Source organism: Mesorhizobium sp. M0848 (assembly GCF_040319805.1).
GTDB lineage: Bacteria > Pseudomonadota > Alphaproteobacteria > Rhizobiales > Rhizobiaceae > Mesorhizobium.
Window position 1 is genome coordinate 43295 of sequence record NZ_JAMYOM010000013.1, and the last position, 22287, is coordinate 65581.

24 protein-coding genes are annotated in these 22287 nt (G+C 63.1%); 16 read left to right on the plus strand and 8 right to left on the minus strand.

Annotated elements, in window-relative coordinates:
• Positions 1 to 42: 42 nt before the first annotated feature.
• From NKH95_RS16495 to NKH95_RS16515, 5 genes are all read right to left on the minus strand, one after another.
• Positions 43 to 513 carry a nucleoside deaminase gene (locus NKH95_RS16495; protein WP_352612933.1) on the minus strand — a complete coding sequence of 157 codons (471 nt, stop codon included), beginning with the start codon at positions 511 to 513 and terminating at the stop codon, positions 43 to 45.
• Between the two features lie 252 nt (positions 514 to 765).
• On the minus strand, positions 766 to 1905 hold the full coding sequence (dprA, locus tag NKH95_RS16500) for a DNA-processing protein DprA (RefSeq protein ID WP_023812967.1): 1140 nt from the start codon (positions 1903 to 1905) through the stop codon (positions 766 to 768).
• Positions 1906 to 1922: 17 nt separating this feature from the next.
• On the minus strand, positions 1923 to 2510 hold the full coding sequence (gene plsY, locus NKH95_RS16505; protein WP_352612931.1) for a glycerol-3-phosphate 1-O-acyltransferase PlsY: 588 nt from the start codon (positions 2508 to 2510) through the stop codon (positions 1923 to 1925).
• A 57-nt stretch (positions 2511 to 2567) separates the two neighbouring features.
• Positions 2568 to 3854, minus strand: a complete 1287-nt coding sequence (locus NKH95_RS16510) for a dihydroorotase (RefSeq protein WP_352612929.1) — start codon at positions 3852 to 3854, stop codon at positions 2568 to 2570.
• Positions 3851 to 4810 carry an aspartate carbamoyltransferase catalytic subunit gene (locus tag NKH95_RS16515; protein ID WP_127411308.1) on the minus strand — a complete coding sequence of 320 codons (960 nt, stop codon included), beginning with the start codon at positions 4808 to 4810 and terminating at the stop codon, positions 3851 to 3853. Before NKH95_RS16515 ends, NKH95_RS16510 begins: the two co-directional genes overlap by 4 nt.
• Positions 4811 to 5003: 193 nt before the next feature.
• Here NKH95_RS16515 and NKH95_RS16520 point away from each other — a divergent pair, with 193 nt between their 5' ends.
• The 3 genes from NKH95_RS16520 to NKH95_RS16530 all read left to right on the plus strand — a co-directional run bounded on the left by NKH95_RS16520 (position 5004) and on the right by NKH95_RS16530 (position 7737).
• Positions 5004 to 6632 carry a DNA alkylation response protein gene (locus NKH95_RS16520; RefSeq protein ID WP_023812964.1) on the plus strand — a complete coding sequence of 543 codons (1629 nt, stop codon included), beginning with the start codon at positions 5004 to 5006 and terminating at the stop codon, positions 6630 to 6632.
• Between the two features lie 194 nt (positions 6633 to 6826).
• Positions 6827 to 7396 (plus strand): hypothetical protein, encoded by a 570-nt coding sequence (locus NKH95_RS16525; protein ID WP_352612925.1) that lies wholly within the window; start codon positions 6827 to 6829, stop codon positions 7394 to 7396.
• Entirely contained in the window at positions 7396 to 7737 is a 342-nt protein-coding gene (locus tag NKH95_RS16530; RefSeq protein WP_023812962.1) for a DUF6105 family protein, read from the plus strand. The genes NKH95_RS16525 and NKH95_RS16530 overlap by 1 nt, the downstream gene beginning before the upstream one ends.
• On the opposite strand, the gene ruvX is transcribed toward NKH95_RS16530, so the two are convergent.
• Positions 7655 to 8161, minus strand: a complete 507-nt coding sequence (gene ruvX / locus NKH95_RS16535) for a Holliday junction resolvase RuvX (protein ID WP_352612923.1) — start codon at positions 8159 to 8161, stop codon at positions 7655 to 7657. The two genes, NKH95_RS16530 and ruvX, sit on opposite strands and share 83 nt — an antisense overlap.
• 122 nt (positions 8162 to 8283) lie before the next feature.
• Between ruvX and NKH95_RS16540 the strand changes: the two genes are divergently transcribed.
• From NKH95_RS16540 to NKH95_RS16565, 6 genes are all read left to right on the plus strand, one after another.
• Positions 8284 to 8991, plus strand: a complete 708-nt coding sequence (locus tag NKH95_RS16540; RefSeq protein WP_352774237.1) for a metal-dependent hydrolase — start codon at positions 8284 to 8286, stop codon at positions 8989 to 8991.
• Positions 8992 to 9015: 24 nt separating this feature from the next.
• Positions 9016 to 9432 (plus strand): hypothetical protein, encoded by a 417-nt coding sequence (locus tag NKH95_RS16545; protein ID WP_352553071.1) that lies wholly within the window; start codon positions 9016 to 9018, stop codon positions 9430 to 9432.
• Positions 9433 to 9550: 118 nt separating this feature from the next.
• The gene (gatC, locus tag NKH95_RS16550) at positions 9551 to 9838 is read left to right on the plus strand and encodes an Asp-tRNA(Asn)/Glu-tRNA(Gln) amidotransferase subunit GatC (protein ID WP_023812958.1); all 288 of its coding nucleotides are present in this window, start codon (positions 9551 to 9553) and stop codon (positions 9836 to 9838) included.
• An 8-nt stretch (positions 9839 to 9846) separates the two neighbouring features.
• Positions 9847 to 10302, plus strand: coding sequence for a GNAT family N-acetyltransferase (locus NKH95_RS16555; protein ID WP_023812957.1), 456 nt, complete (start codon positions 9847 to 9849; stop codon positions 10300 to 10302).
• Positions 10302 to 11867 (plus strand): amidase, encoded by a 1566-nt coding sequence (locus tag NKH95_RS16560; protein ID WP_352753286.1) that lies wholly within the window; start codon positions 10302 to 10304, stop codon positions 11865 to 11867. Before NKH95_RS16555 ends, NKH95_RS16560 begins: the two co-directional genes overlap by 1 nt.
• 124 nt (positions 11868 to 11991) lie before the next feature.
• Positions 11992 to 12783, plus strand: a complete 792-nt coding sequence (locus NKH95_RS16565; protein WP_352553072.1) for a YdcF family protein — start codon at positions 11992 to 11994, stop codon at positions 12781 to 12783.
• Here NKH95_RS16565 and NKH95_RS16570 read toward each other — a convergent pair.
• Positions 12762 to 13475, minus strand: coding sequence for a DUF599 domain-containing protein (locus tag NKH95_RS16570; protein WP_027161543.1), 714 nt, complete (start codon positions 13473 to 13475; stop codon positions 12762 to 12764). The genes NKH95_RS16565 and NKH95_RS16570 overlap by 22 nt on opposite strands.
• Positions 13476 to 13654: 179 nt before the next feature.
• Between NKH95_RS16570 and NKH95_RS16575 the strand changes: the two genes are divergently transcribed.
• The 4 genes from NKH95_RS16575 (at position 13655) to NKH95_RS16590 (ending at position 17086) form a co-directional block, all read left to right on the plus strand.
• A complete protein-coding gene (locus NKH95_RS16575; protein WP_127295570.1) occupies positions 13655 to 15058 on the plus strand; it encodes an L-serine ammonia-lyase in 1404 nt (467 codons plus the stop codon).
• Between the two features lie 76 nt (positions 15059 to 15134).
• Positions 15135 to 15572 carry a DUF1489 family protein gene (locus NKH95_RS16580; protein ID WP_013531780.1) on the plus strand — a complete coding sequence of 146 codons (438 nt, stop codon included), beginning with the start codon at positions 15135 to 15137 and terminating at the stop codon, positions 15570 to 15572.
• A gap of 84 nt (positions 15573 to 15656) precedes the next feature.
• On the plus strand, positions 15657 to 16388 hold the full coding sequence (locus tag NKH95_RS16585) for a hypothetical protein (protein ID WP_023812953.1): 732 nt from the start codon (positions 15657 to 15659) through the stop codon (positions 16386 to 16388).
• Positions 16388 to 17086 (plus strand): DnaJ domain-containing protein, encoded by a 699-nt coding sequence (locus tag NKH95_RS16590; protein ID WP_023812952.1) that lies wholly within the window; start codon positions 16388 to 16390, stop codon positions 17084 to 17086. Before NKH95_RS16585 ends, NKH95_RS16590 begins: the two co-directional genes overlap by 1 nt.
• A 46-nt stretch (positions 17087 to 17132) precedes the next feature.
• Here the strand turns inward: NKH95_RS16590 and NKH95_RS16595 are convergent, their stop codons facing one another.
• The gene (locus NKH95_RS16595) at positions 17133 to 18542 is read right to left on the minus strand and encodes a D-alanyl-D-alanine carboxypeptidase (protein WP_023812951.1); all 1410 of its coding nucleotides are present in this window, start codon (positions 18540 to 18542) and stop codon (positions 17133 to 17135) included.
• A gap of 285 nt (positions 18543 to 18827) precedes the next feature.
• Between NKH95_RS16595 and NKH95_RS16600 the strand changes: the two genes are divergently transcribed.
• From NKH95_RS16600 to clpA, 3 genes are all read left to right on the plus strand, one after another.
• Positions 18828 to 19157 (plus strand): phasin family protein, encoded by a 330-nt coding sequence (locus NKH95_RS16600; RefSeq protein WP_013531776.1) that lies wholly within the window; start codon positions 18828 to 18830, stop codon positions 19155 to 19157.
• Positions 19158 to 19454: 297 nt separating this feature from the next.
• Positions 19455 to 19784 (plus strand): ATP-dependent Clp protease adapter ClpS, encoded by a 330-nt coding sequence (gene clpS / locus NKH95_RS16605; RefSeq protein WP_023812950.1) that lies wholly within the window; start codon positions 19455 to 19457, stop codon positions 19782 to 19784.
• 6 nt (positions 19785 to 19790) lie between these two features.
• Positions 19791 to 22259: an ATP-dependent Clp protease ATP-binding subunit ClpA gene (clpA, locus tag NKH95_RS16610; protein ID WP_023812949.1), complete on the plus strand. Its 2469-nt coding sequence runs from the start codon at positions 19791 to 19793 to the stop codon at positions 22257 to 22259.
• Positions 22260 to 22287: the final 28 nt, after the last annotated feature.

The window sequence follows — 22287 nt, forward strand, 5'->3', positions numbered from 1 at the left end:
CCATCTCTCGGGAAGGGCACACCACAACCGGTGGGGAAGCCGTCAACGCTTCCAGAAAGCGCGGTGCGGTGCGAGCATCTCGTCGGCGATTTCGGGGAAGGGGCCAAAGACCTCGATCTTTTTCTGGCCGGAGTCGAGGACGGTGCGCGAAGAGAGGCTCATCGTCGGATTCTCTGCGTGATCCCCGGTGAGCGCCAGCAGCTCGGTCTCCTCGAAGCCGTAGACCAGCCGGCCGATATTCGCCCAGTAGAGCGTTCCGGTGCACATCGCGCAGGGCTCACCGGTTGAGACCAGCGTGCATTGCCATAAGAACTCCGGCTCGTAGGCTGCCGCGGCGCGCCGGGCGAGCTCCGTCTCGGCGTGGCGCACCGTGTCGAGATTGCCTTGCCGCATCAGCACCCGATCGTCCGGCCCGACCAGCACGCAACCAAACGGATGATGCCCATGCGCCGCCGCCTCGCGCGCGACCGCGTCGGCGGATCGAAGGTGGGCGAGCATCTGATCGCGTGTCATGGCAAGATCCTGTCATGCCGACATCCACCGATGAGCGGCTGAGCGAGATTGGTGCCAACGGACGCGAGTGGCAAGAGCCAACTTTTGCTTGAGACCTTTGCCTCGGGATATCAGACCTTTGCCCTACAATCCGCCGGCCGGTCTTGGCGTCGAACAGATGAGCACAGGCGCGGCAAAGCGGAAAGCCGGCTGAAAAGGCCATCCTCGCCGAGCTTCTCGAAGGAGTTCGGCGGCGCGAAAATGCGAACAGCGTCAGACCGAAGGCTCCCCGAACACCAGCGAAACATTGGCGCCGGCGTGGCGTTCGAGCCGGCCGGCGAGGTCGAGTTCCAGCAGCACCATGAAGACCTGGGCCGGGTGCAGGCCGGTGTGGCGGATGATCTCGTCGACCGCCACTGGCGTCGGGCCGAGCGCCTCGATGACGCGGGCGCGGTCGCTTTCGCCGGGCGGTGGTGTGGCCGAGAAGTCGGGCGGCTCTTCGAACGGCGGCACGTCGGGCGCCCGCATGCCGGTCAGCGGGGCGATCGCCCTGGAAATATCCGATGCCTCGGTGACCAGGGTGGCACCATCCTTGAGCAGGCCGTTGGTACCGGCGGCGCGTGGATCGAGCGGTGAGCCCGGCACGGCAAAGACCAGCCGGCCCATTTCGCCGGCAAGCCTGGCGCTGATCAGGGAGCCGGAGCGTTGCGCTGCCTCGACCACCACCAGCCCAAGGACCGCACCCGCAACAAGGCGGTTGCGGCGCGGAAAATCCTGGGCGCGCGGCTGCCAGCCGAACGGCATCTCCGAAATGATGGCGCCACGCTCGGCGATTTCCTCGCACAGGCCGGCATTTTCAGGCGGGTAAGGCAGGTCGAGACCGCCAGCCAGGACGCCGATCGTGCCGGTCGCAAGACTGCCCTGATGCGCCGCGGTGTCGATGCCGCGCGCCAGGCCGGAGACGATTGCGTAGCCGTCGCGGCCGAGGTCGGCTGCCAGCATGCGTGCCATCTTGATGCCGGCCAGCGACGCGTTGCGTGCCCCGACGATGGCGACACCCGGCAGCCGGAAAACAGCTGCGTTGCCCTTTACCGCCAGCAGGGGCGGCGGATGGTCCATGTTGCGCAACAGGGGTGGGTAGTCTGTCTCACCGATCCCGACAAAGCGGGCGCCGGCCTTTCCGGCTAGTTCCAGTTCCGCCTCGGCTTCGGCAACGGAAGGGATGCGAGCGATCCGGATGGCGCCGCCCGAAATCATCAGTTCCGGCAATATCTCCAGCGCCACCTCGGCCGAACCGAAACGGTTGATGAGGTCGCGAAAGGATGCGGGGCCGACATTCTGGGTGCGGATCAGCCGCAGCCAGCTCAGCCGCTGCCGGTCGCTGAGACGCGGCCCGGCGGCCGGCCCACTCACGACGGCGGCAGGCTCGCTCACCCCTTGGCTCCGATCTTGCCCTCGGTGCCGGCAAGCAGGCGTGAAATGTTTTCCCGGTGCTTGATGAAAACGATGATGCTCATCAGCACGAACAAGGCCGCATTCTGCGGTGTGCTCAGGACATGGAGGGCGATCGGCACGATGACCGCCGCTGTCAGCGCCGCAAGCGAGGAATACCGGAAGAGGAATGCCATCACCAGCCAGGCGACGGCGAAGATCAGCGCCACCTGCCAGGAAAGGCCGATCAGCACACCGAGATAGGTGGCGACGCCCTTGCCGCCCTTGAAACCGAGCCAGACCGGGAAGAGATGACCGAGAAAGGCGCCGAGACCGGCCCAGATCGCCAGGTCAGGCGCGAAATGGCCTGCTATCAGCACGGCGGCCGTGCCCTTCAGCGCGTCGAGCAGCAGCGTCGCGGCGGCAAGGCCCTTGTTTCCGGTGCGCAGAACGTTGGTGGCGCCGATATTGCCGGAGCCGATCTTGCGCACATCGCCAAGGCCAGCCGCGCGGGTGAGCAGGAGCCCGAACGGAATCGAGCCAAGCAAATAGCCGAACACGAGCGCTGGGATGAGGCTGTAAATCATTGTTTCCCCCGCATTTCCCCAGTTCGGCCGGATCAGGCGCGATGCGCCGTGGCCGGTTCAGGCGGAAAACACTGTGCGGCCCGCAACCAGCGTTTGCAAGACCTTGCCTTGCAGTCGCGCGCCTTCGAAACAGGTGTTTTTCGACCGCGAACGAATGCCGCTTTCGCTGACGATCCAGGGTCCGTCGAGGTCGACAAGCGCAAGATCGGCGACAGCGCCCGGCTTCAGCGTGCCGCCGGGCAGGCCGAACAGTTTTGCGGGAGCGGTGGACAGGGTTTCTATCAGCCGCAGCAACGGCACATCGCCATTGTGGTAGAGCCGCAGTGCGGCGCCCAGAAGCGTCTCCAACCCTATGGCGCCGGCCGCCGCATCGGCGAAGGGCAGGCGCTTGGTGTCGACATCCTGCGGATCATGCGAGGAGACGATGATGTCGATCGTGCCGTCCCTGACCGCCTCGATCATCGCCAACCGGTCTTCCTCGGCGCGCAAAGGTGGCGTCAGGCGGAAGAAGGTGCGGTATTCGCCGACATCGTTTTCATTCAGCGACAGATTGTGGATCGCCACGCCTGACGTCACCGTCGCGCCGTCGGCTTTCGCACGCGTTATGGCGTTTGCCGCCATCGCCGTCGAGATCTTTGCTGCATGGTACGAACCACGCGTCAGCCGGGCCAAGGCCAGATCGCGCTCCAGCGGGATGGATTCGGCTTCGCGCGGAACGCCGGAGAGGCCGAGCCAACTGGCGTAGAGGCCTTCATTCATCACGCCGGATGAACCGAGGTCCGCATCCTGCGTCTCATGCACGATGGTGGCGTCGAAGTCGCGCGCATAGGTCAGCGCGCGGCGCATCACCAGCGCGCTCGATATGGTGTGGCGGCCATCGGTGAAGGCGACGGCGCCGGCTTCGCGCAGCAGGCCGAACTCGGTCATTTCGCGCCCGTCGAGGCCCTTGGTGATCGCCGCAGCCGGAAAGACGTTGACGATGGCCGTGTCCTTGGCGGTGCGCAGCACGAATTCGACCAGCGCCACATTGTCGATCACCGGATCGGTATCGGGCATCATGACGATGGATGTGACGCCGCCGGCCGCCGCCGCGACACTTGCCGACGCAATGGTCTCGCGATGCTCGCCGCCCGGTTCGCCGATGAAGACACGGCCGTCGATCAGGCCTGGAATGATCGCCTTGCCGGCGCAGTTGATAACGGTGGCGCCCTCGGGCGCGCCCTGGTTCAGCGCTGCTTTGCCGGCGGCTACGATCTTGCGGCCATCGACGAAGACGGCGCCGACTTCATCGATGCCGCGCGAGGGGTCGACAACGCGGGCGCGCTCAAAGACCGTTATGCTCATGCGCCGCGGCCCTCTTGATTACGGCGCGGGTCAAGAAGCGCTTCCATCACCGCCATGCGCACGGCGACGCCCATTTCAACTTGTTCCTGGATGACGCTTTGCGGACCGTCGGCGATTTCCGAGGCGATCTCGACGCCGCGGTTCATCGGCCCGGGATGCATCACCAGCGCGTCATCCTTGGCGGCCTTCAGTTTCTCGGCATCGAGGCCGAAATAGCGGAAATATTCGCGGACCGAAGGCACGAAGGCGCCCTCCATGCGCTCGCGCTGCAGGCGCAGCATCATCACCACATCGGCGCCCTTGAGGCCTTCGGCCATCGAACGGGTTACGATGACGCCCATCTTCTCGATGCCGGTGGGCAGCAGCGTCGACGGAGCGACGACGCGCACCTGCGCGCCGAGCGCGTTGAGCAGCATGATGTTGGAACGCGCCACGCGCGAATGCAGGATGTCGCCGCAGATTGCCACGATGAGCTTCGACAGCGGACCCTTGGCGCGACGAATGGTCAGCGCATCGAGCAGCGCCTGTGTCGGGTGTTCATGCGCGCCGTCGCCGGCGTTGACGACGGAGCAGCCGACCTTCTGCGCCAGAAGGGCGGCAGCACCGGCCGATTGGTGGCGGATGATCAGGATGTCGGGCCGCATGGCGTTCAGCGTCATCGCCGTGTCGATGAGCGTTTCGCCCTTCTTCACCGAAGAGCTTGCCACCGACATGTTCATGACATCGGCGCCGAGCCGCTTTCCGGCAAGCTCGAACGACGACTGTGTGCGCGTCGAGGCTTCATAGAAGAGGTTGATCTGTGTGCGACCGCGCAGCGTCGAGGTTTTCTTCTCCGACTGCCGCGAGATCGCGACCGCCCGGTCCGCCCTGTCGAGCAACAGCTCGATATCGGCGGGGGAAAGGTCGCGGATGCCCAGAAGATGGCGATGAGGATAGGGGGACGAAGCGTCGGTCATCTCAAGGCGCTGCTATAGGGTGGAGACTTTGCGGCTGCAAGCGCCAGCTTTGCATTGTAGCCGTTCTCCTCAATTTTTTCGTGTAGATAGCCGATTGTATCGGCCGGTATTTTCATCGCGCGCGCTGCATGGCTTGGCTATATCTAGCCGACAGCCCCGGATTCGTGGCTTTCTGACGATAGAAGGATTGGGCGTGACCGACGACGTGACGAACCAGCCGCCGCCGCTGACGGGCGGCAACGCCTGGCGGGGCGATCCGTTGCTGATCCAGCTAGCGGAGCGTTTTTCCGATCCGGTGCGCCGGGAACTCGATGGTCTCGGCCGCTTTGTGCTGACGCAGGAGGCGCAGGAATTGGCGCGCCTCGCCAATGTCGAGACGCCGAAGCTCAGGACGCATGATCGCCAGGGACGGCGCATCGACGTGGTCGAGTTCCATCCCGCCTATCACGCCTTGATGCGCCGCTCTGTGGCCAACGGGCTGCATTCCTCGGTGTGGGAGAACGGCGACACCGAGATCGGCCGCCGCCATCAGGTCCGTGCCGCCCGGTTTTATCTGACGGCGGAGCTGGAGACCGGGCATCTGTGCCCCATCACCATGACCAACGCTTCGCTGGCGGCCTTGATGGCCAGCCCGAAACTGTTTCGCGAATGGGCGCCGCGCGTGACGACGCGCAAATACGACCAGAGCCAGAAACCGCCGGTCGAGAAGACCGGGCTGACCCTCGGCATGGGCATGACCGAGAAACAGGGCGGCACCGATGTGCGCGCCAATGTGACGAGGGCGGAACGCGCCGGCAGCGGTTTTTATCGTCTGAACGGGCACAAATGGTTCATGTCCGCGCCGATGTCGGATGCCTTCCTGGTGCTGGCGCAGGCGCCTGAGGGACTATCGTGCTTCCTCGTGCCGCGCGTTCTCGGTGACGGTTCGGGCAACGGCTTCCGCTTTCAGCGGCTGAAGGACAAGCTCGGCAATCGTTCCAACGCCTCCTCCGAAGTCGAATTTGTCAATGCTATCGGCGAGATGGTCGGCGAAGCCGGTGCCGGTGTGAAGACGATCATGGACATGGTCACCCTGACCCGGCTCGATTGTGCCATCGCATCGTCGGCGATCATGCGCGCGGGCCTGGCCGAGGCCGTTCACCACGCCCGCCATCGCCAGGTGTTCGGTTCGACCCTGATCGAGCAGCCGTTGATGCAGCGCGTTCTGGCCGACATGGCGCTCGATGTCGCCGCCGCCACCGCGCTGTCGTTCCGGTTGGCGCGCTCCTTCGACGAGGCGGCCAGCGATCGCGGCGAGGCGGCGTTTGCTCGGGCCATGACGCCGGTCGTCAAATACTGGGTCTGCAAGATCGCGCCGCCTTTGCTCTATGAGACTATGGAGTGCCTCGGCGGCAATGGCTATGTCGAGGAGGCGCCACTCGCCCGCTACTATCGCGAGGCCCCGGTCAACGCGATCTGGGAAGGCTCGGGCAATGTCATGGCGCTTGATGTGCTGCGCGTGCTCGGCCGTGCGCCCGGCCTGTTCGAGGATGTGCTGGCCGGCATCGACCGTGATCTCGGCGCCGGCGGACGCGGCACGATCGGCGTGCTGAAGGCGGCGATGCAGGTTGCCTCAACCGACGAAGGTTCTGCCCGGCTGCTGACCGAGCAGCTGGCGCTGTCGGCTGCGGCGGCGGAATTGCGCCGTCTGGGGGCAGGGCGGATCGCCGACGCTTTCGTCGAGACGCGTTTGGCCGGCCAATGGCGCAACACCTATGGCATGATCGATTCGCGCCACGATGCACGCATGATCATCGACACGCTCTATCCGCCGGTGAACTGAGCCGCGAGCATCGCAAAAACCGGCGCCATCCACAGTTTTGACGCGTTGGCGGGCATCTTCACGCGTATGGCTAATCGCCGTTAACCTTAACAAATGGTTTCCATTGCGATGGCGGACGGCAAGGCCCACTGTCCTAGTGCAAGCAGGGAATGGTTCAGATTGGCCGTCTCTTGCTTTGCGAAGCAGGAACACCGATGCGACAGGTACTGACCTCTTTTCTGGCCTTGCACTGGGCGATTGTTTTCGCCCTGCTTGCGCTAATCTGCATCGACGGAAACCGGGGTGTGGCGGCGGCGCTCGGCGTGCTGGGCACTACAATCGAGGGTACCCGCTTCGTCGACCTCGACAATTTCGTCGTCGTGGCGCCGCTCGCCACCGCATTGCTTGTCGTCGCGGTTCTGTTTTTCTGGGCCTTTGTCGAAGCCCTGGTCAACGACGCGACCAGCGCGGGCGCCGACAGCGTCGCCCGCATCGCCTTCATATGCGCGTCCGGCGTGTTGTCGCTGATCGTCGTCGGTGGCGCCGCGCAAGGCATCAACGGGCTGTTCATGGCTGTCGCCGTGCAACTGGCGGCACTTCTGGCGTCCTATGTCGCCATGCTTGCCGAACGGCGATCCTTGGTTGCGACAGCGGCTTCGGGCGAAAGCGAGATCCATGCCATCGCGCACGGCATGGCAAAAGCCGCGGCCCACAATTCGCTGCTTTCACTCATATCAGGCCGAACGGTGTCCAAGACCGGCTCCCATCCCAGGGGAGGCCGCTGATGCGCTACATCTTCGGATTCTGGGCGGCGCCGATGGCGATTTTCTGGGGCTGGTTCTATCTGTCGGCCAATGACATCAATTTCGGCTACACGATGCTCAGCCGACAGATGCACGACTTCTTCTTCCAGCTCTATGGTCAGATGCTCGGCATCGACCCGGCGATCATTCCCGGCATGGTGGCGAAGACGTGCGTCTTCGACGGGTTGCTGCTGATGGCGCTTTGGGCCTTCCGCCGTCGCCGCGAAATCGCCGGCTGGGTCAGACAGCGCTGGGCGGGTCCGGTTCCGTTCGAGCGGATGCGTGGAGCGACTGAAGCCGGTCCAAAACTCCCTGCAGAATAAACGCGGCAGCCGCCGAATCGATCTTGCCGGCGCGTTTGCGGCGCGAGAAATCCATCTCGATCAGCGTCCTTTCGGCCGCGACCGTCGATAGTCTCTCATCCCAGAGCACGAACGGCAGGTCGCTTATCTGGGCCATGTTGCGGACGAAGGCGCGTGATTTCTGCGCACGCGGACCTTCCGAACCGTCCATGTTGATCGGCAGCCCAATCACCACCGCGCCGGCATTCTCCTTGTGCAGCAAGGCGAGCAGCACCGCCGCATCGAGCGAGAATTTCCTTCGCATGATGACCGGGCGCGGATGGGCGAAGGAAAACCTCTGGTCCGAGACCGCGACGCCGATCGTCTTGTCGCCGAGGTCAAGCCCCGCCAGCGTCTTGCCGCCGGTTAGCCGCGCCGGCAATTCTTCGATCGTGATAATGCCCACCGGCCGTCCTTCGCCTTTCACCACCAGGTGTTTTGTCAAACGCGTGGCGGACAAGTAACCCTTTGATCTCGGGGCCATCGGCGTTCTATCCTTTGGCAAGATAAAAATCGAGGAATGCATTCATGAAACTGACCTGGTACGGCCACTCGGCCTTTCGCATCGAGACCGCTGATGCCAAGATCCTCATCGATCCCTATCTGATCGGCAATCCGTCCTGGACGGGCGGCTGGGAGGGACCGGCCGAGGGGATCACGCATGTGCTGCTGACGCATGGCCACAGCGATCACATCAGCGGCGCCGTGGAAGTGCTCGGCAAAAGCGGCGCGCAGCTGGTCGCCAATTTCGAGATCTGCATGTATCTGGTCGGCAAGGGGGTCAGCGACAAGAAGATCAACCCGGGCAACATCGGCGGCACCGTCGATTGCGGCAGCTTCACCACCACTTTTGTCCAGGCGCTGCACTCATCCTCGTTCCCCGGCGAGGGCGGCCAGAACACCTATCTCGGCAATCCGGGCGGCCTCGTCCTGCATTTCCCGGAAGACAAGACGCTCTATCACATGGGCGACACCGACATCTTCTCCGACATGGCGCTGATCAACGAGTTGCATGAACCCAAGGTCGGCCTGGTGCCGATCGGCGACCGCTTCACCATGGGCGGCGCGGTGGCTGCACTTGCCTGCCGGCGTTTCTTCAAATTCGATACCGTGGTTCCCTGTCACTTCGGCACGTTTCCGATGATCGATCCGACCGCCGACAAGTTCGAGGCCGGCATGGAAGGGTCCAGCGTGACGGTGGCATCGCCTGATATCGGTGAGACGATTACGATCTAGGCGTGGCGAAAGCGGAATAAGACCATGGCTTTGAGGAAATCTCTTTGTGTATCGATGTTGGTCGCGGCGTCGCCCGCGCTCGCCGCGGATGATTTCATCGAGGGCGTCTACCTGCAATCCGAGGAGCTTTGCAAACAGGCCAAAAAGGACACGCTGCAAACGCTGATCGACGCAGGCAACATCGTGCTTTCGGCGCACGGCCTGCAGAGCGTCGAATACAATTGCGAGTTTCTGCAGATCAGCAAGGCCACGGCTTCGCCGAGCTGGGCGGTGACGGCCATCTGCCAGGAACCGGGTTATGTCTTTCCCGACGTTCTCTCCGTGACGCAAATGAACGCCAAGCAGATCGATCTCGTGTCGGTTCGGCCCGTCGACGACGAAAGCGAAGCAAGCGGCAACAGCGGCAGCTACTATCTGTGCGAAGGCGTTGCTCTGCCATAGACGTATTCTGAGGGCCCACGAGCGGGCCGCCGGCACAGCCTGGTCTCTCGCACGATGCATGTTGCGCAGCGCGCGCGGCGCCGCTATAGCCCGAACTGGTTTTCCCCGAGGCAAAAACATGTCCGTAGATCTTCAGACAGTGAAGCGCGTCGCGCATCTCGCCCGCATCGCGGTGAGCGAAGAAGATGCCGAACGGATGACCGGGGAGCTGAACGCCATTCTGGGCTTCGTCGAGCAGCTGAACGAGGTCGATGTTTCCGGTGTCGAACCAATGACCTCGGTAACGCCGATGGACATGAAGAAGCGCAGCGATGTCGTCACCGACGGCGGCAAGGCCGCCGACATCGTCGCTAACGCGCCGGCGACCGAAGAGAATTTCTTCCTCGTGCCGAAGGTCGTGGAGTAAACCGGCCGATGGCAATCGAGATCGCCATTGAGAAGCCGCTCCAGGACGACGTGCGCAGGCTGGTCACGGAACTCAACGAGACCTTGCTCGAACTGACGCCGCCGGAGCATTGCTACCATTTGACGGTCGAGCAGATGGCCGGTGAGGACACGACGGTTTTCATCGCCCGCGATAATGGCCTGGCCATTGGCTGCGGCGCGCTGAAGCGTCATGACGGCGCCATTGGCGAGGTCAAGCGCATGTATATCAGGCCGTCGCATCGCGGGCAGAAGATCGGCGCGAAAATCGTTGAGCGGGTCGAATCGCTGGCGCGCAACGAGGGGCTGAAGCGCCTGGTGCTGGAGACGGGCGATCGTCATCCCGCGGCGTGGACAGTCTACGAACGCGCCGGGTTTTCGCGCTGCGGCCCGGTGCTGGATTATCCCGATTCTGAGTGGTCGGTGTTTTACGAAAAGAGCCTTTGATGAGCGACCTGACCCAGCTGACGATTTCACAGGCCCGCGCCAAGCTGCGCGACAAGGAAATCACCGCGACCGAGATCACCGAGGCCTATCTCGGCGCTATCGAGCGCGCCAATCCGGCGCTCAATGCCTATGTCGCCGTGACCGGCGACAAGGCGCGCGACATGGCCAAGGCGTCCGACGCCAGGCTGGTCAAGGGCGAGGGCGGTGCGCTGGAAGGCATTCCGTTGGGGATCAAGGACCTGTTCGGCACCGAAGGCGTCCACACGCAGGCTTGCAGCCATGTGCTCGACGGGTTCAAGCCGCGCTACGAATCGACCGTTACGTTAAATCTGTGGGCCGACGGCGCCGTTATGCTCGGCAAACTCAACATGGACGAGTTCGCCATGGGCTCGTCCAACGAGACGTCCTACTATGGCCCGGTCATCAATCCGTGGCGGCGCTCGCGCCTCGATACTGCGGTGATGCCCACGACGCATCAGGGCGACGGCGGCTTCGTTTCGGCCGGCGGCACGAGGACCGTGCGCAGCCTGGACAATGCGCAGTTGGTGCCGGGTGGCTCTTCTGGCGGGTCGGCCACGGCAGTCTCCGCCTTCCTGTGCGCCGGCGCGACCGCGACGGACACTGGCGGCTCGATCCGCCAGCCGGCCGCCTTCACCGGGACGGTCGGCATCAAGCCGACCTATGGCCGCTGCTCACGCTGGGGTATCGTCGCGTTCGCCTCGTCGCTCGACCAGGCCGGCCCGATCGCGCGCGACGTACGCGATGCCGCGATCCTGTTGAAATCGATGGCCTCTGTCGATCCGAAGGACACGACGTCGGTCGACCGGCCGGTGCCGGATTATGAGGCGGTGATCGGCAAGCCGATCAAGGGCATGAAGGTCGGCATTCCCAGGGAATACCGCGTCGACGGCATGCCCGAAGAGATCGAAGCGCTGTGGCAGAAGGGCATTGCCTGGCTGAAGGACGCCGGCGCCGAGATCGTCGACATTTCCCTGCCGCATACGAAATACGCGCTGCCCGCCTATTACATCGTGGCGCCGGCCGAGGCTTCGTCCAACCTCGCCCGCTATGATGGCGTCCGCTACGGCTTGCGCGTGCCGGGCAAGGATATCGTCGACATGTATGAGAAGACCCGCGCCGCGGGTTTCGGCCGCGAGGTCAAGCGCCGCATCATGATCGGCACCTATGTGCTGTCGGCCGGCTATTACGACGCCTACTATCTGCAGGCGCAGAAGGTGCGCAATCTGATCAAGCGGGATTTCGAGACTGTCTTCGCCGCCGGCGTCGATGTCATCCTGACCCCGGCAACGCCGTCCGCCGCCTTCGGCATCGCCGACGAGGACATGGCTGCCGATCCGGTCAAGATGTACCTGAACGACATCTTCACCGTCACTGTGAACATGGCGGGCCTGCCGGGCATCGCTGTGCCCGCCGGGCTCGACGCCAAGGGCCTGCCGCTCGGCCTGCAGCTGATCGGCCGGCCGTTCGATGAGGAAACCCTGTTCCAGACCGCTGCCGTCATCGAGCAGGCCGCAGGCACGTTCCAGCCGGAGAAGTGGTGGTAGGGACGTCGCTCGTCTAGCGCATGCCCTGAAAGTCGAATCGATTTTCGGAAGGATCCTGCGCAAAATCAAAGTGTTAGCGTCCTTTGAGCGCGCACGCCCGCGCGGCGCTGCAATGGGGTGAGCGATGTTCTTCTACCTGTCCAAGATCTTTTGGTTCTTCATCCAGCCGCTGAACCTGGCGATCTTTCTGCTGCTGGCGGGATTGCTCGCGGCCATGATCGGGCGCCGGCGGCTGGCGGCTACCGGCAGCGTGCTGGCATTTCTGGTCCTTGCGCTGTCAGCGTGGACGTCGCTCGGCGCCATGATGCTCAATCCGCTGGAAGAGCGCTTCGCGCGCCCGCCGCTGCCGGCAAAGGTCGACGGCATCGTCGTGCTCGGCGGCGGCTTCGAGGGCGCCATCAATCTGGCGCGCGGCGGCTATGAGTTGAACAGCAGCGGAGATCGGATGGTCGAGACCGCAGTTCTGGCCCGGCGCTTTCCTACCGCCAAGGTGGTCGTCTCCGGCGGCACCGGCGCGTTGTTTCTCGATGGCGAGGGCGATGCCGCAACCGCGCCGCGCCTGCTCACCGCGCTTGGCGTGGCCGCCGATCGTCTGATCCTGGAGAACAAGTCCCGCAACACCTATGAGAACGCGGTCTTCACCAAGGAGTTGCTAACGCCGAAGCCCGGCGAGACCTGGCTGCTGGTGACTTCGGCCTTCCATATGCCGCGCGCCAAGGCGCTGTTCGACAAGGCCGGCTTTGCGACTGTTCCCTGGCCGGTCGACTATCGCACCTCGGGCAAAGAAGGCATCGGCCTGTTCCGCGACAATCCAGCCGATTCGCTGCAGGCCGCCACCATGGCCATCCGCGAATGGATCGGGCTTTTTGCCTACTGGCTGTCAGGCCGGATCGATCAGCCTTTTCCAGGCGGCTGACCGATCACCGCCTGCCTGGCGGCCGAGAAGAACTGGCGCCGCACCAGAACGGCCAGCAGCAACAGCGTCGACAACACGAACACCATTGGGTCGACGAACCAGCCGAGATAACCGATCGAGAAGAACACGCCGCGCAGGCCGGAGTTGAAGTGCTTTCCGGCCAGCATGTTCATTTGCGCCGCACGCCACACCGCCGTTTCGGTGACCGGATTGCGTGAGGCTTCGCCATGCGGGATCGGCACGGCGCCGATCAGGATCGTGCAATAGTTGAACAGCCGGTACGCCCAGCCGAATTTGAAGAACGAAAACGCCAGGATCAGCACCAGCCCGAACACCTTTATCTGGAAGGCCGCGCGCGACGGCGCGCCACCCAGGGGCAGGTCGCTGAGCACTTCAAGAACCCGGTCGGATGCGCCGAGCAGGGCAAAACAGCCGCCGATGGCGATCAGCGAGCTGGAGGCGAAGAAGGCGGTGCCTTGCTGCAGCCCGCTCATGATGGCGGTATCGACGATGCGGATCTCGCGCTCGGCCATGGTCCGCATCCAGGCTTGCCGCTGTGCATTCATCGCCGTCGTCAGTGACATGCGGCTGACCAGCTTGCCGTCGGAGGCGAACGTGTGCAGCAGCCACGCGACGAGGAAGAAGGCCAGCGCCGCGAGATCGGCTGTCGAAAGATCGAGGGAATCGCCCATGCCTGAATTTAGCACATTCAGCGCGATCGCTTCGATGTCCGCCTACAGCGATAAGGCACCAATGTCGCTGCCGGAGCAAACAAGGTCGGCGGGTGCAGCGCCGCGATTTCCAAAAGAGCGGAAACATCGTGGGAATTCCTATATGTAGTCATCGACCTGACGCCAGGAGACAACGCCGCGTGTTCCTTTCGGTTTTCGACCTGTTCAAGATCGGCATAGGACCCTCGAGTTCGCACACGATGGGGCCGATGACAGCCGCTGCGCGGTTTCTCGACGAGGTCGCGGGAAATGACTGGCCGCGTCCGGCGGGCGTCAAGGTCGATCGGCTTGGCGCAAGTCTGCACGGGTCACTCGCCTACACCGGTATTGGCCACGGCAGTGATCGCGCCGTCATGCTCGGCCTTGCCGGCCTGACGCCGCAGACGGTCGATCCCGACCAGGCCGATGGCATTGCCAGCCGCATCGCCGCCGAAAAGCGCATTTCGCCGCCCGGCCATCCCGCCTATCGCTTCGATCCGGCCACCGATCTGGTGCTGGACCGCAAAACGCCGCTCACCGGTCACGCCAACGGCATGGCGTTCTACGCCTATGATTCCGGCGGCCGCCTGCTGCTCAAGCGCATCTATTATTCGATCGGCGGCGGCTTCGTGGTTTCCGAAGAAGAACTGCAGCGGATGAAAGCCAAAGGTTCGGTGACAACCGAAGGCAAGAAAGTGCCTTATCCGTTCAAGAATGCGGTCGAGATGCTGGCCATGGCCGGCAAAAGCGGCCTTTCCATCGCCGACATGAAACGCGTCAACGAGGAGACGCAGATGACGCGCGAGGAGCTCGACGCCGGCCTCGACGGAATCTGGAGCGCCATGAAGGGCTGCATCGACCGTGGCCTGTCGCAGGATGGCATCATGCCGGGTGGGCTGAAGGTGCGCCGCCGTGCCCGCATGCTGCACGATAAGCTGCAGGAGCAGTGGCAGCAGAACAAGCCCAATCCTTTGCTCGCCAATGACTGGCTGTCGATCTACGCCATGGCCGTGAACGAGGAAAATGCCGCCGGCGGCCGCGTCGTCACCGCGCCGACCAATGGCGCTGCCGGCACGCTGCCGGCGGTGCTGCGCTACTGGCTGCATTTCCATCCCGAGGCGGACCAGCCGAGCATTCGTGATTTCCTGCTGACGGCTGCCGCCGTTGGCGGCATCATCAAGACCAACGCGTCGATCTCGGGCGCCGAGGTCGGCTGTCAGGGCGAGGTCGGCTCGGCATCGGCGATGGCGGCGGCCGGCCTGTGCGCCGTCATGGGCGGCACGCCCGAGCAGGTCGAGAATGCCGCCGAGATCGCGCTCGAACATCATCTCGGCATGACCTGCGATCCGGTCGGCGGGCTGGTGCAGGTGCCGTGCATCGAACGCAATGCGTTGGGCGCGGTCAAGGCGGTGACGGCAGCGTCACTGGCCATCAAGGGCGACGGCATCCATTTCGTACCGCTCGATGCGGCGATCGAGACCATGCGCCAGACCGGCCTCGACATGAACGAGAAGTACAAGGAAACCAGCCTTGGCGGGCTTGCAGTCAACGTCGTGGAGTGCTGAAGGCTGGCCTAAACCGCCACTGTGGAGAAGTCGATCCGGTCGTTGACGCGTTCGCGTGCAGGACTAACCTTAAGCGATGTCTCTCAATCTCATAAAACTCTGTGTCGGCTGCGACAGCGTCGAGGATCTCGAAGAGTGGATCGCCTTCCGCCTCGACGAGCGGCGGCGCGCCGGTGAGCCGGTCGAGCAGTATCACACCACCCGTATGATGCCGACGCGCGGCGCCGAGGTTACCGATGGCGGTTCGCTCTATTGGGTGATCAAAGGCAATGTGCAGTGCCGCCAGTTGATCACCGAAATCCGGCCGTTCACCGACAGTGAAGGCATAGGCCGTTGCCATCTGATACTCGACCCCGAGGTTGTACGCACCGACTGGCAGCCACGCCGGGCTTTTCAGGGCTGGCGCTACCTGAAGCCGGCGGACGCGCCGCTCGATCTGGGTAAGGGCAAGGCCGGATTGATCGAGATGCCGCCGAAACTCAGGCGCGAGCTGGCCGATCTCGGTCTGCTCTGACCCCAGGTGGCATCACCGCCTGGCCCTTTGCACTGCCCGATGTGGGGCTTGCAAGCGATGTGGCAACGCCACATCTTGTTTTTCATGAGCGATAAGAAGCAGCCTGTGCCAGCGGGGACCAATCCTGCGCCGATCAAGCCTCAATCCAACGCCGGCGAGATCGACGCCTTCATTCGTCAGGCGAGGACACTTGCCGCGTCGGCGACCGATTCGGGCAGGCTGATCCTTGCTCTCGACGCAACAATGAGCCGCCAGCCGACCTGGGATCTGGCTTGTGAGCTGCAGGGCCAGATGTTCGACGCTGTCGGCAAGGCCGGAACCCTCAGCGTGCAACTGGTTTATTTTCGTGGTCTCGGCGAGTGCCGTTCGTCCGCTTTCGTGAGCGACACCAATGCCTTGAAGCAGCTGATGACGCGGATCGAATGCCGCAGCGGCCACACCCAGATCGGCAAGGTCCTGACGCATGCGTTGAAACAGACGGCGGCCGCCAAGGTCAATGCGCTGGTCTACATCGGCGACGCGATGGAAGAGAATATCGACGATCTGGCCGAAAAGGCCGGCAGCCTCGGCCTTCATGGCGTTCCCGTCTTCGTGTTTCAGGAAAGCCATGATTCCGGCGCAGAAAAGGCGTTCAAAGAGATTGCGCGGCTGTCCAAGGGGGCTTGGTTTAGATTTGATCGGCGGGCTGCCGCGACCCTGGCAGGACTGCTTTCGGCCGTCGCCGTGTTTGCGACCGGCGGGTTGAAGGCGCTCGAAGCCAGGGGCAGGCCGGAAGACCGGCTGATGATCGAGTATCTGCGGGGCGGCGGAAAATAATGGGCGCGATCATCGCTTTTGGAGCGTTGCTTCTGCTGCTCCTCGGCGCGGTGACGATCTTTCTGCGTGCCGAGCCGGCGAAACTGGCGAGCACGCTGCGAACGCTCGGGCCGGCTCTTCTGGCACTTGTCGGCGTCGCCGTGCTTGTGGTCGGCCGGGAAGGCATCGGCGGCATGATTCTCACCGGCGCAATTGCCTGGTATGGTTCCATGCGCATGAAACGCCAGCCGGCCGGGCTTGCACCGGGCAAACGCTCGACGGTGCGCACAGCGGCATTGGAAATGGAACTCGATCACGATACCGGCGGCCTCGAAGGACTGGTCCTGGCTGGCCGCCACGAAGGCAAGATGCTTGGCGCGATGGGGCTGGCGGAATTGCAACACCTCTACCGCGAACTCTCCGGCGATCCGGAGAGCCGACAGCTGCTAGAGACGTATCTTGACGGCAGATTTCCCGTCTGGCGCAAAAACGCTGAGACGAACGGTGGCGAAGGGCTGGGTGTTGCGCCAGGTCCGGGCGCCATGACTAAGGAGGAGGCCTACAAGGTCCTTGGTCTTGAAGCGGGGGCCGCCGCGGCGGATGTCCGCAAGGCGCACCGCCGCCTGATGCAGCGCCTGCACCCCGATGTCGGCGGCACGTCTTTCCTGGCGGCGCGGATTAACGAAGCCAAGGACGTCTTGCTCTCCAATCACAACTAGTCTCCTTCGACGCAGAATTTTTCCGGGAGATGGCTTGCACGCCGTCCTACTGCTGGACGGCGTAGCACTCGATGTTCTTCTTCTTCAAAGCGGTACAGGCCTTCCAGGCGGCGGTCTTCGAACCGAAGCCACCGAAGCGGGCGCGGTAGTAGGTGACGCCATCCTTGTCGAAGGCGACAGTGAAACCGGAAGCGTCCGCCAGCACCTTGGGCGCCTGCTTGGTGGTCTTGTCGAGAAAGGCCTGGGCCTCGGACTGCTTGGGCGACGAGGCGACCTGAATGGCCCAACCCGAAGGCACCGACGCGGTGTTGACCGGGTCGACAGCCGCCGGCGTCGGCTCGGCATAGGCCGCTACAACCTGGGCCGTCGCGACTTGGGGGGCTGAAACGATGACGGTCTTGACCTTTCTGGTCTTGACGACGGGGGCTGCTTCTCCGGCCTGCGCGGTATCGTCTTCCGCGACCGTGGCGTCCTCGGCAACGGTGACATCGTCCTGCGCTATGACAGGCTTGTCGTCCGGTGTCGGAGCGTCATGCTTGGGCAGGAGAACCTTGGCAAGGGCGGTGATCGGGTTGTTGCCACCGGCCTTGGCGACCAGATCGCCACCACCGCGAGTCGACGCCCTCGGCAGATAGGTGTTGATCAAGCTGGCCATCTGATTGTCGCGGCTGCCGCCCGAGGTGCCGCCCATGACCACGCCGACGATGCGGCGATTGCCATCGGAAACCGATGAGACGAGGTTGAAGCCGGAGGCGCGGGTGTAGCCAGTCTTGATGCCGTCGACGCCCTTGATGCGTCCAAGCAGACGGTTGTGGCCGTTGATGCGCTGGCGCCCATAGAGAAAGGAGCGCTGCGAGAAATAGCCGTAATACTGGGGAAAATGCTCGCGCAGCGCGATGCCGAGCGTCGCCATGTCGCGCGCGGTGGTGAACTGGCCGGGGTCGGGCAGGCCATTGGCGTTGCGGAACACGGTGCCGTTCATCCCCAGCGCACGCGCCTTGGCGGTCATCATGCGGGCAAAAGTGGTTTCATTGCCGCCGAGCATTTCGCCGAGCGCGGTGGCCGAGTCATTCGCCGACTTGGTGACGATCGACAGGATCGCGGTCTCGACCGTGACGGAACCGCCCGGCTTCACGCCAAGTTTCGTCGGCGCCTCGGCGGAGGCCTTGGCGGAAAACACCACTGGCGTGTTCCTGCTGATCTTGCCCTTCGCCATCGCTTCGAAGGTCAGATACAGCGTCATCATCTTGGTCAGCGAAGCCGGATAGCGCCTGCCGTTGGCGTCGGCGGAGTAGAGCACTTTGCCGGTCTTGGCATCCACGACGATGGCCGCCTGCCTGGCCGCCAGCGACGAGGCAACGTCGCCAAAAACGAATGTCATCGCCAGGGCGATGATCATCATCGTTTTGAGAGGGGAGGTAGATTTGGAAACGATGCCCAACAACGCCTTACGCACTGGTACTTCCCTTGGATTTCTTCGTTGCGTTGGAGGCGGCAAAGGGTCCTGCCTCGCTTCCGGCCAAGCTACCGGCGCAGCGTTACCAATCCGTTTATGGTAACCGCCGCGTTCACCATTTTCTTCGGGCTTGTGGCTCTCTTTATTCGATTTTTAGCCATTGGCTGCGCAGGCGGGTCCGCAAGCCCGCGAAATCTTGACTTTTGTGCGGTGCACAATATATTATCTTGCATTGCACAAGGGCGCCCCGAAGAAGGACGCTTCAACCGTCAAGGGAATCGTGAAATGACCCAGACCTATGAGGACTTCAGCAAATACGGCAAAGAGTTCGCCGACACCGGATTGAAGAGCTTTGCGTCGCTGTCCAAGGGCGCGCAGGCGATTGCCACCGAAGCTGGTGAATACACCAAGAAGAGTTTTGAAACCGGCAGCGCCACGGTGGAGAAGCTGTTTTCAGCCAAGTCGCTGGAAAAGGCGATCGAGATCCAGTCGGATTACGCCAAGCAGTCCTATGAGGCGTTCGTCGCCGAGGCCACCAAGATCGGCGATCTCTATGCCGAACTCGCCAAGGAAGCTTACAAGCCATTCGAATCGATCGTTGCCAAGGCAAAGTAATTTTGCCCGGGCGAACTGATTTCGCCTGACGTGACCCCAGATTCAGCCTTTGAACCCGAGAAAAAGCCCGGCCACGGAAACGCGGCCCGGCTTTTTCGTGTCAATTTCCGTTCCAGAGCCTCGCGCCCCTTCACGATTGCGAAAATCGTCCAAGTTTGGTGACCTAGCCATATTGTCAGCTAACCAGAAGGGCTTAAAATCGTACATCGAACACCTACATGTCGAACTCGCATGGGGAATCGAAAGAGGCAGGAATACGTGACGATCGGTTTGACTGCCACGAGACGAGTGGTGCGGATGCAAGACGGCGACGGTAACGGCAATGGGGCCGGCCGTGGGACGGCCGTCATCACGCGCACCAAAACCAAGACCAAGAAGCCCAGCCTTTATCGGGTCCTCATCCTCAACGACGACTACACTCCGATGGAGTTCGTGGTTCACGTGCTGGAGCGTTTTTTCCAGAAGGATCGCGAAGCCGCCACACGCATCATGCTTCATGTTCACAATCATGGAGTGGGCGAGTGCGGGGTCTATACATTCGAGGTGGCCGAGACCAAAGTGTCCCAGGTCATGGATTTCGCCCGACAGAATCAGCATCCGCTGCAATGCGTGATGGAGAAGAAGTGAGGTAACATGCCGGCTTTCTCCCAAGGCCTGGAAAAGGCGCTTCACCAGGCGCTGACGCTCGCCAATGAGCGGCACCATGAATATGCAACCCTAGAACATCTGCTGCTCGCGCTCATCGACGACACCGAGGCGGCCGCCGTCATGCGCGCCTGCAATGTCGATCTCGATGAGCTCAAGCACACGGTTCTCACCTATATCGACACCGAGCTCGACAACCTCGTCACCGGTTACGACGAGGACTCCAAGCCGACCGCCGGTTTCCAGCGCGTCATCCAGCGCGCGGTGATCCATGTGCAGTCGTCTGGCCGCGAGGAGGTTTCGGGCGCTAACGTCCTCGTCGCCATCTTCGCCGAGCGCGAGAGCCATGCCGCCTATTTCCTGCAGGAACAGCAGATGACCCGCTACGACGCGGTCAACTACATCTCGCACGGCATTGCCAAGCGTCCGGGCGCATCGGAGACACGCTCGCCGCGCGGTGCCGATGACGAGCAGGGCGGCCAGAACGGCGCCGAGCCACAAGAGGAAGGCGGCAAGAAGAAGCAGCAGCAGGATGCGCTGACGGCTTATTGCGTCAATCTCAACAACAAGGCCAAGGCCGGCAAGATCGACCCGCTGATCGGCCGCGAGTCCGAGATCAACCGCACCATTCAGGTGCTGTGCCGCCGCTCGAAGAACAACCCGCTCTATGTCGGTGATCCCGGCGTCGGCAAGACGGCGATCGCCGAGGGTCTGGCCAAGCGCATCGTCGAGGGCGACGTTCCCGAAGTGCTGCACAACGCCACCATCTTCGCGCTCGACATGGGCACGCTGCTCGCCGGCACGCGCTATCGCGGCGATTTCGAGGAACGGCTGAAGCAGGTCGTCAAGGAACTCGAGGACTATCCCGGTGCCGTGCTGTTCATCGACGAGATCCATACGGTCATCGGCGCAGGGGCTACTTCAGGCGGCGCCATGGATGCGTCCAACCTGTTGAAGCCGGCGCTGTCATCGGGTGCGATCCGCTGCATCGGCTCGACCACCTACAAGGAATTCCGCCAGTTCTTCGAGAAGGACCGTGCTTTGGTGCGGCGCTTCCAGAAGATCGACGTCAACGAACCGACCATCGCGGACGCCATCGAGATCATGAAGGGCCTCAAGCCCTATTATGAGGAGTTCCACAAGGTGAAGTTCACCAACGAGGCGATCAAGGCCTCGGTGGAGCTGTCGGCACGTTACATCAACGACCGCAAGCTGCCGGACAAGGCGATCGACGTGATCGACGAGACCGGCGCCTCGCAGATGCTGGTTCCGGAAGCCAAGCGCAAGAAGACGATCGGCATCAAGGAGATCGAGGCGACGATCGCCACCATGGCCCGCATCCCGCCGAAGACGGTTTCGGCCGATGACGAGAAGGTGCTGCAGGGTCTCGATATCGAGCTGAAGCGCGTCGTTTATGGCCAGGACACCGCGATCACCGCGTTGACCTCGGCGATCAAGCTGGCGCGTGCCGGCCTGCGCGAACCGGAGAAGCCGATCGGCTCCTACCTGTTCTCCGGCCCGACCGGCGTCGGCAAGACCGAAGTGGCCAAGCAGTTGGCCGCGTCGCTCGGCGTCGAGCTGATCCGCTTCGACATGTCGGAATATATGGAACGCCACACCGTCTCGCGGCTGATCGGCGCTCCTCCCGGCTATGTCGGCTTCGACCAGGGCGGTCTTCTGACGGACGGCGTCGACCAGCATCCGCATTGCGTGCTGTTGCTCGATGAGGTCGAGAAGGCGCATCCGGACCTGTTCAACATCCTGTTGCAGGTTATGGACCATGGCAAGCTGACCGACCACAATGGCAAGCAGATCGACTTCCGCAATGTGATCCTGATCATGACCACCAATGCGGGCGCGTCGGATGCGCAGCGCGCGGCGATCGGATTCGGCTCGACCAAGCGCGAAGGCGACGATGTCGAGGCGATCAACCGGCTGTTCACGCCGGAATTCCGCAACCGTCTCGATGCGATCATCCCGTTCGGCTCGTTGCCGGTGCCGGTCATTCATCAGGTGGTGCAGAAGTTCGTCATGCAGCTCGAGGCCCAGCTTTCCGAGCGTGGCGTCACCTTCGACCTGTCGGCCGATGCGATCGCCTGGCTCGCCGACAAGGGCTATGATGAGCGCATGGGAGCGCGGCCGCTCGGCCGTGTGATCCAGGAGCACATCAAAAAGCCGTTGGCCGACGAGGTGCTGTTCGGCAAGCTCAAGAAGGGCGGCACGGTGCGTGTCACCGTCGAGAAGAAGGAAACCGGCGAGACCGGCCTGAAGCTCGAATCACTCGCCGACGAGGCGCCGGTGAAGCCGAAGAAGGAAGAGCCGGAAGAAACAACGAAGCCCAGAAAGGCCGTGACGAAAAAGCCCGCGGCCAAGAAGCTGGTGGCGCAGAAGCCCGAAGCCAAGGGCAAGGACGGCGGCAAGCGCAGCCTCGTGCCGCAACTGCCCCGAAAGAACTGACCTTGACGAAAGTCGAAAAAAGCCCCGG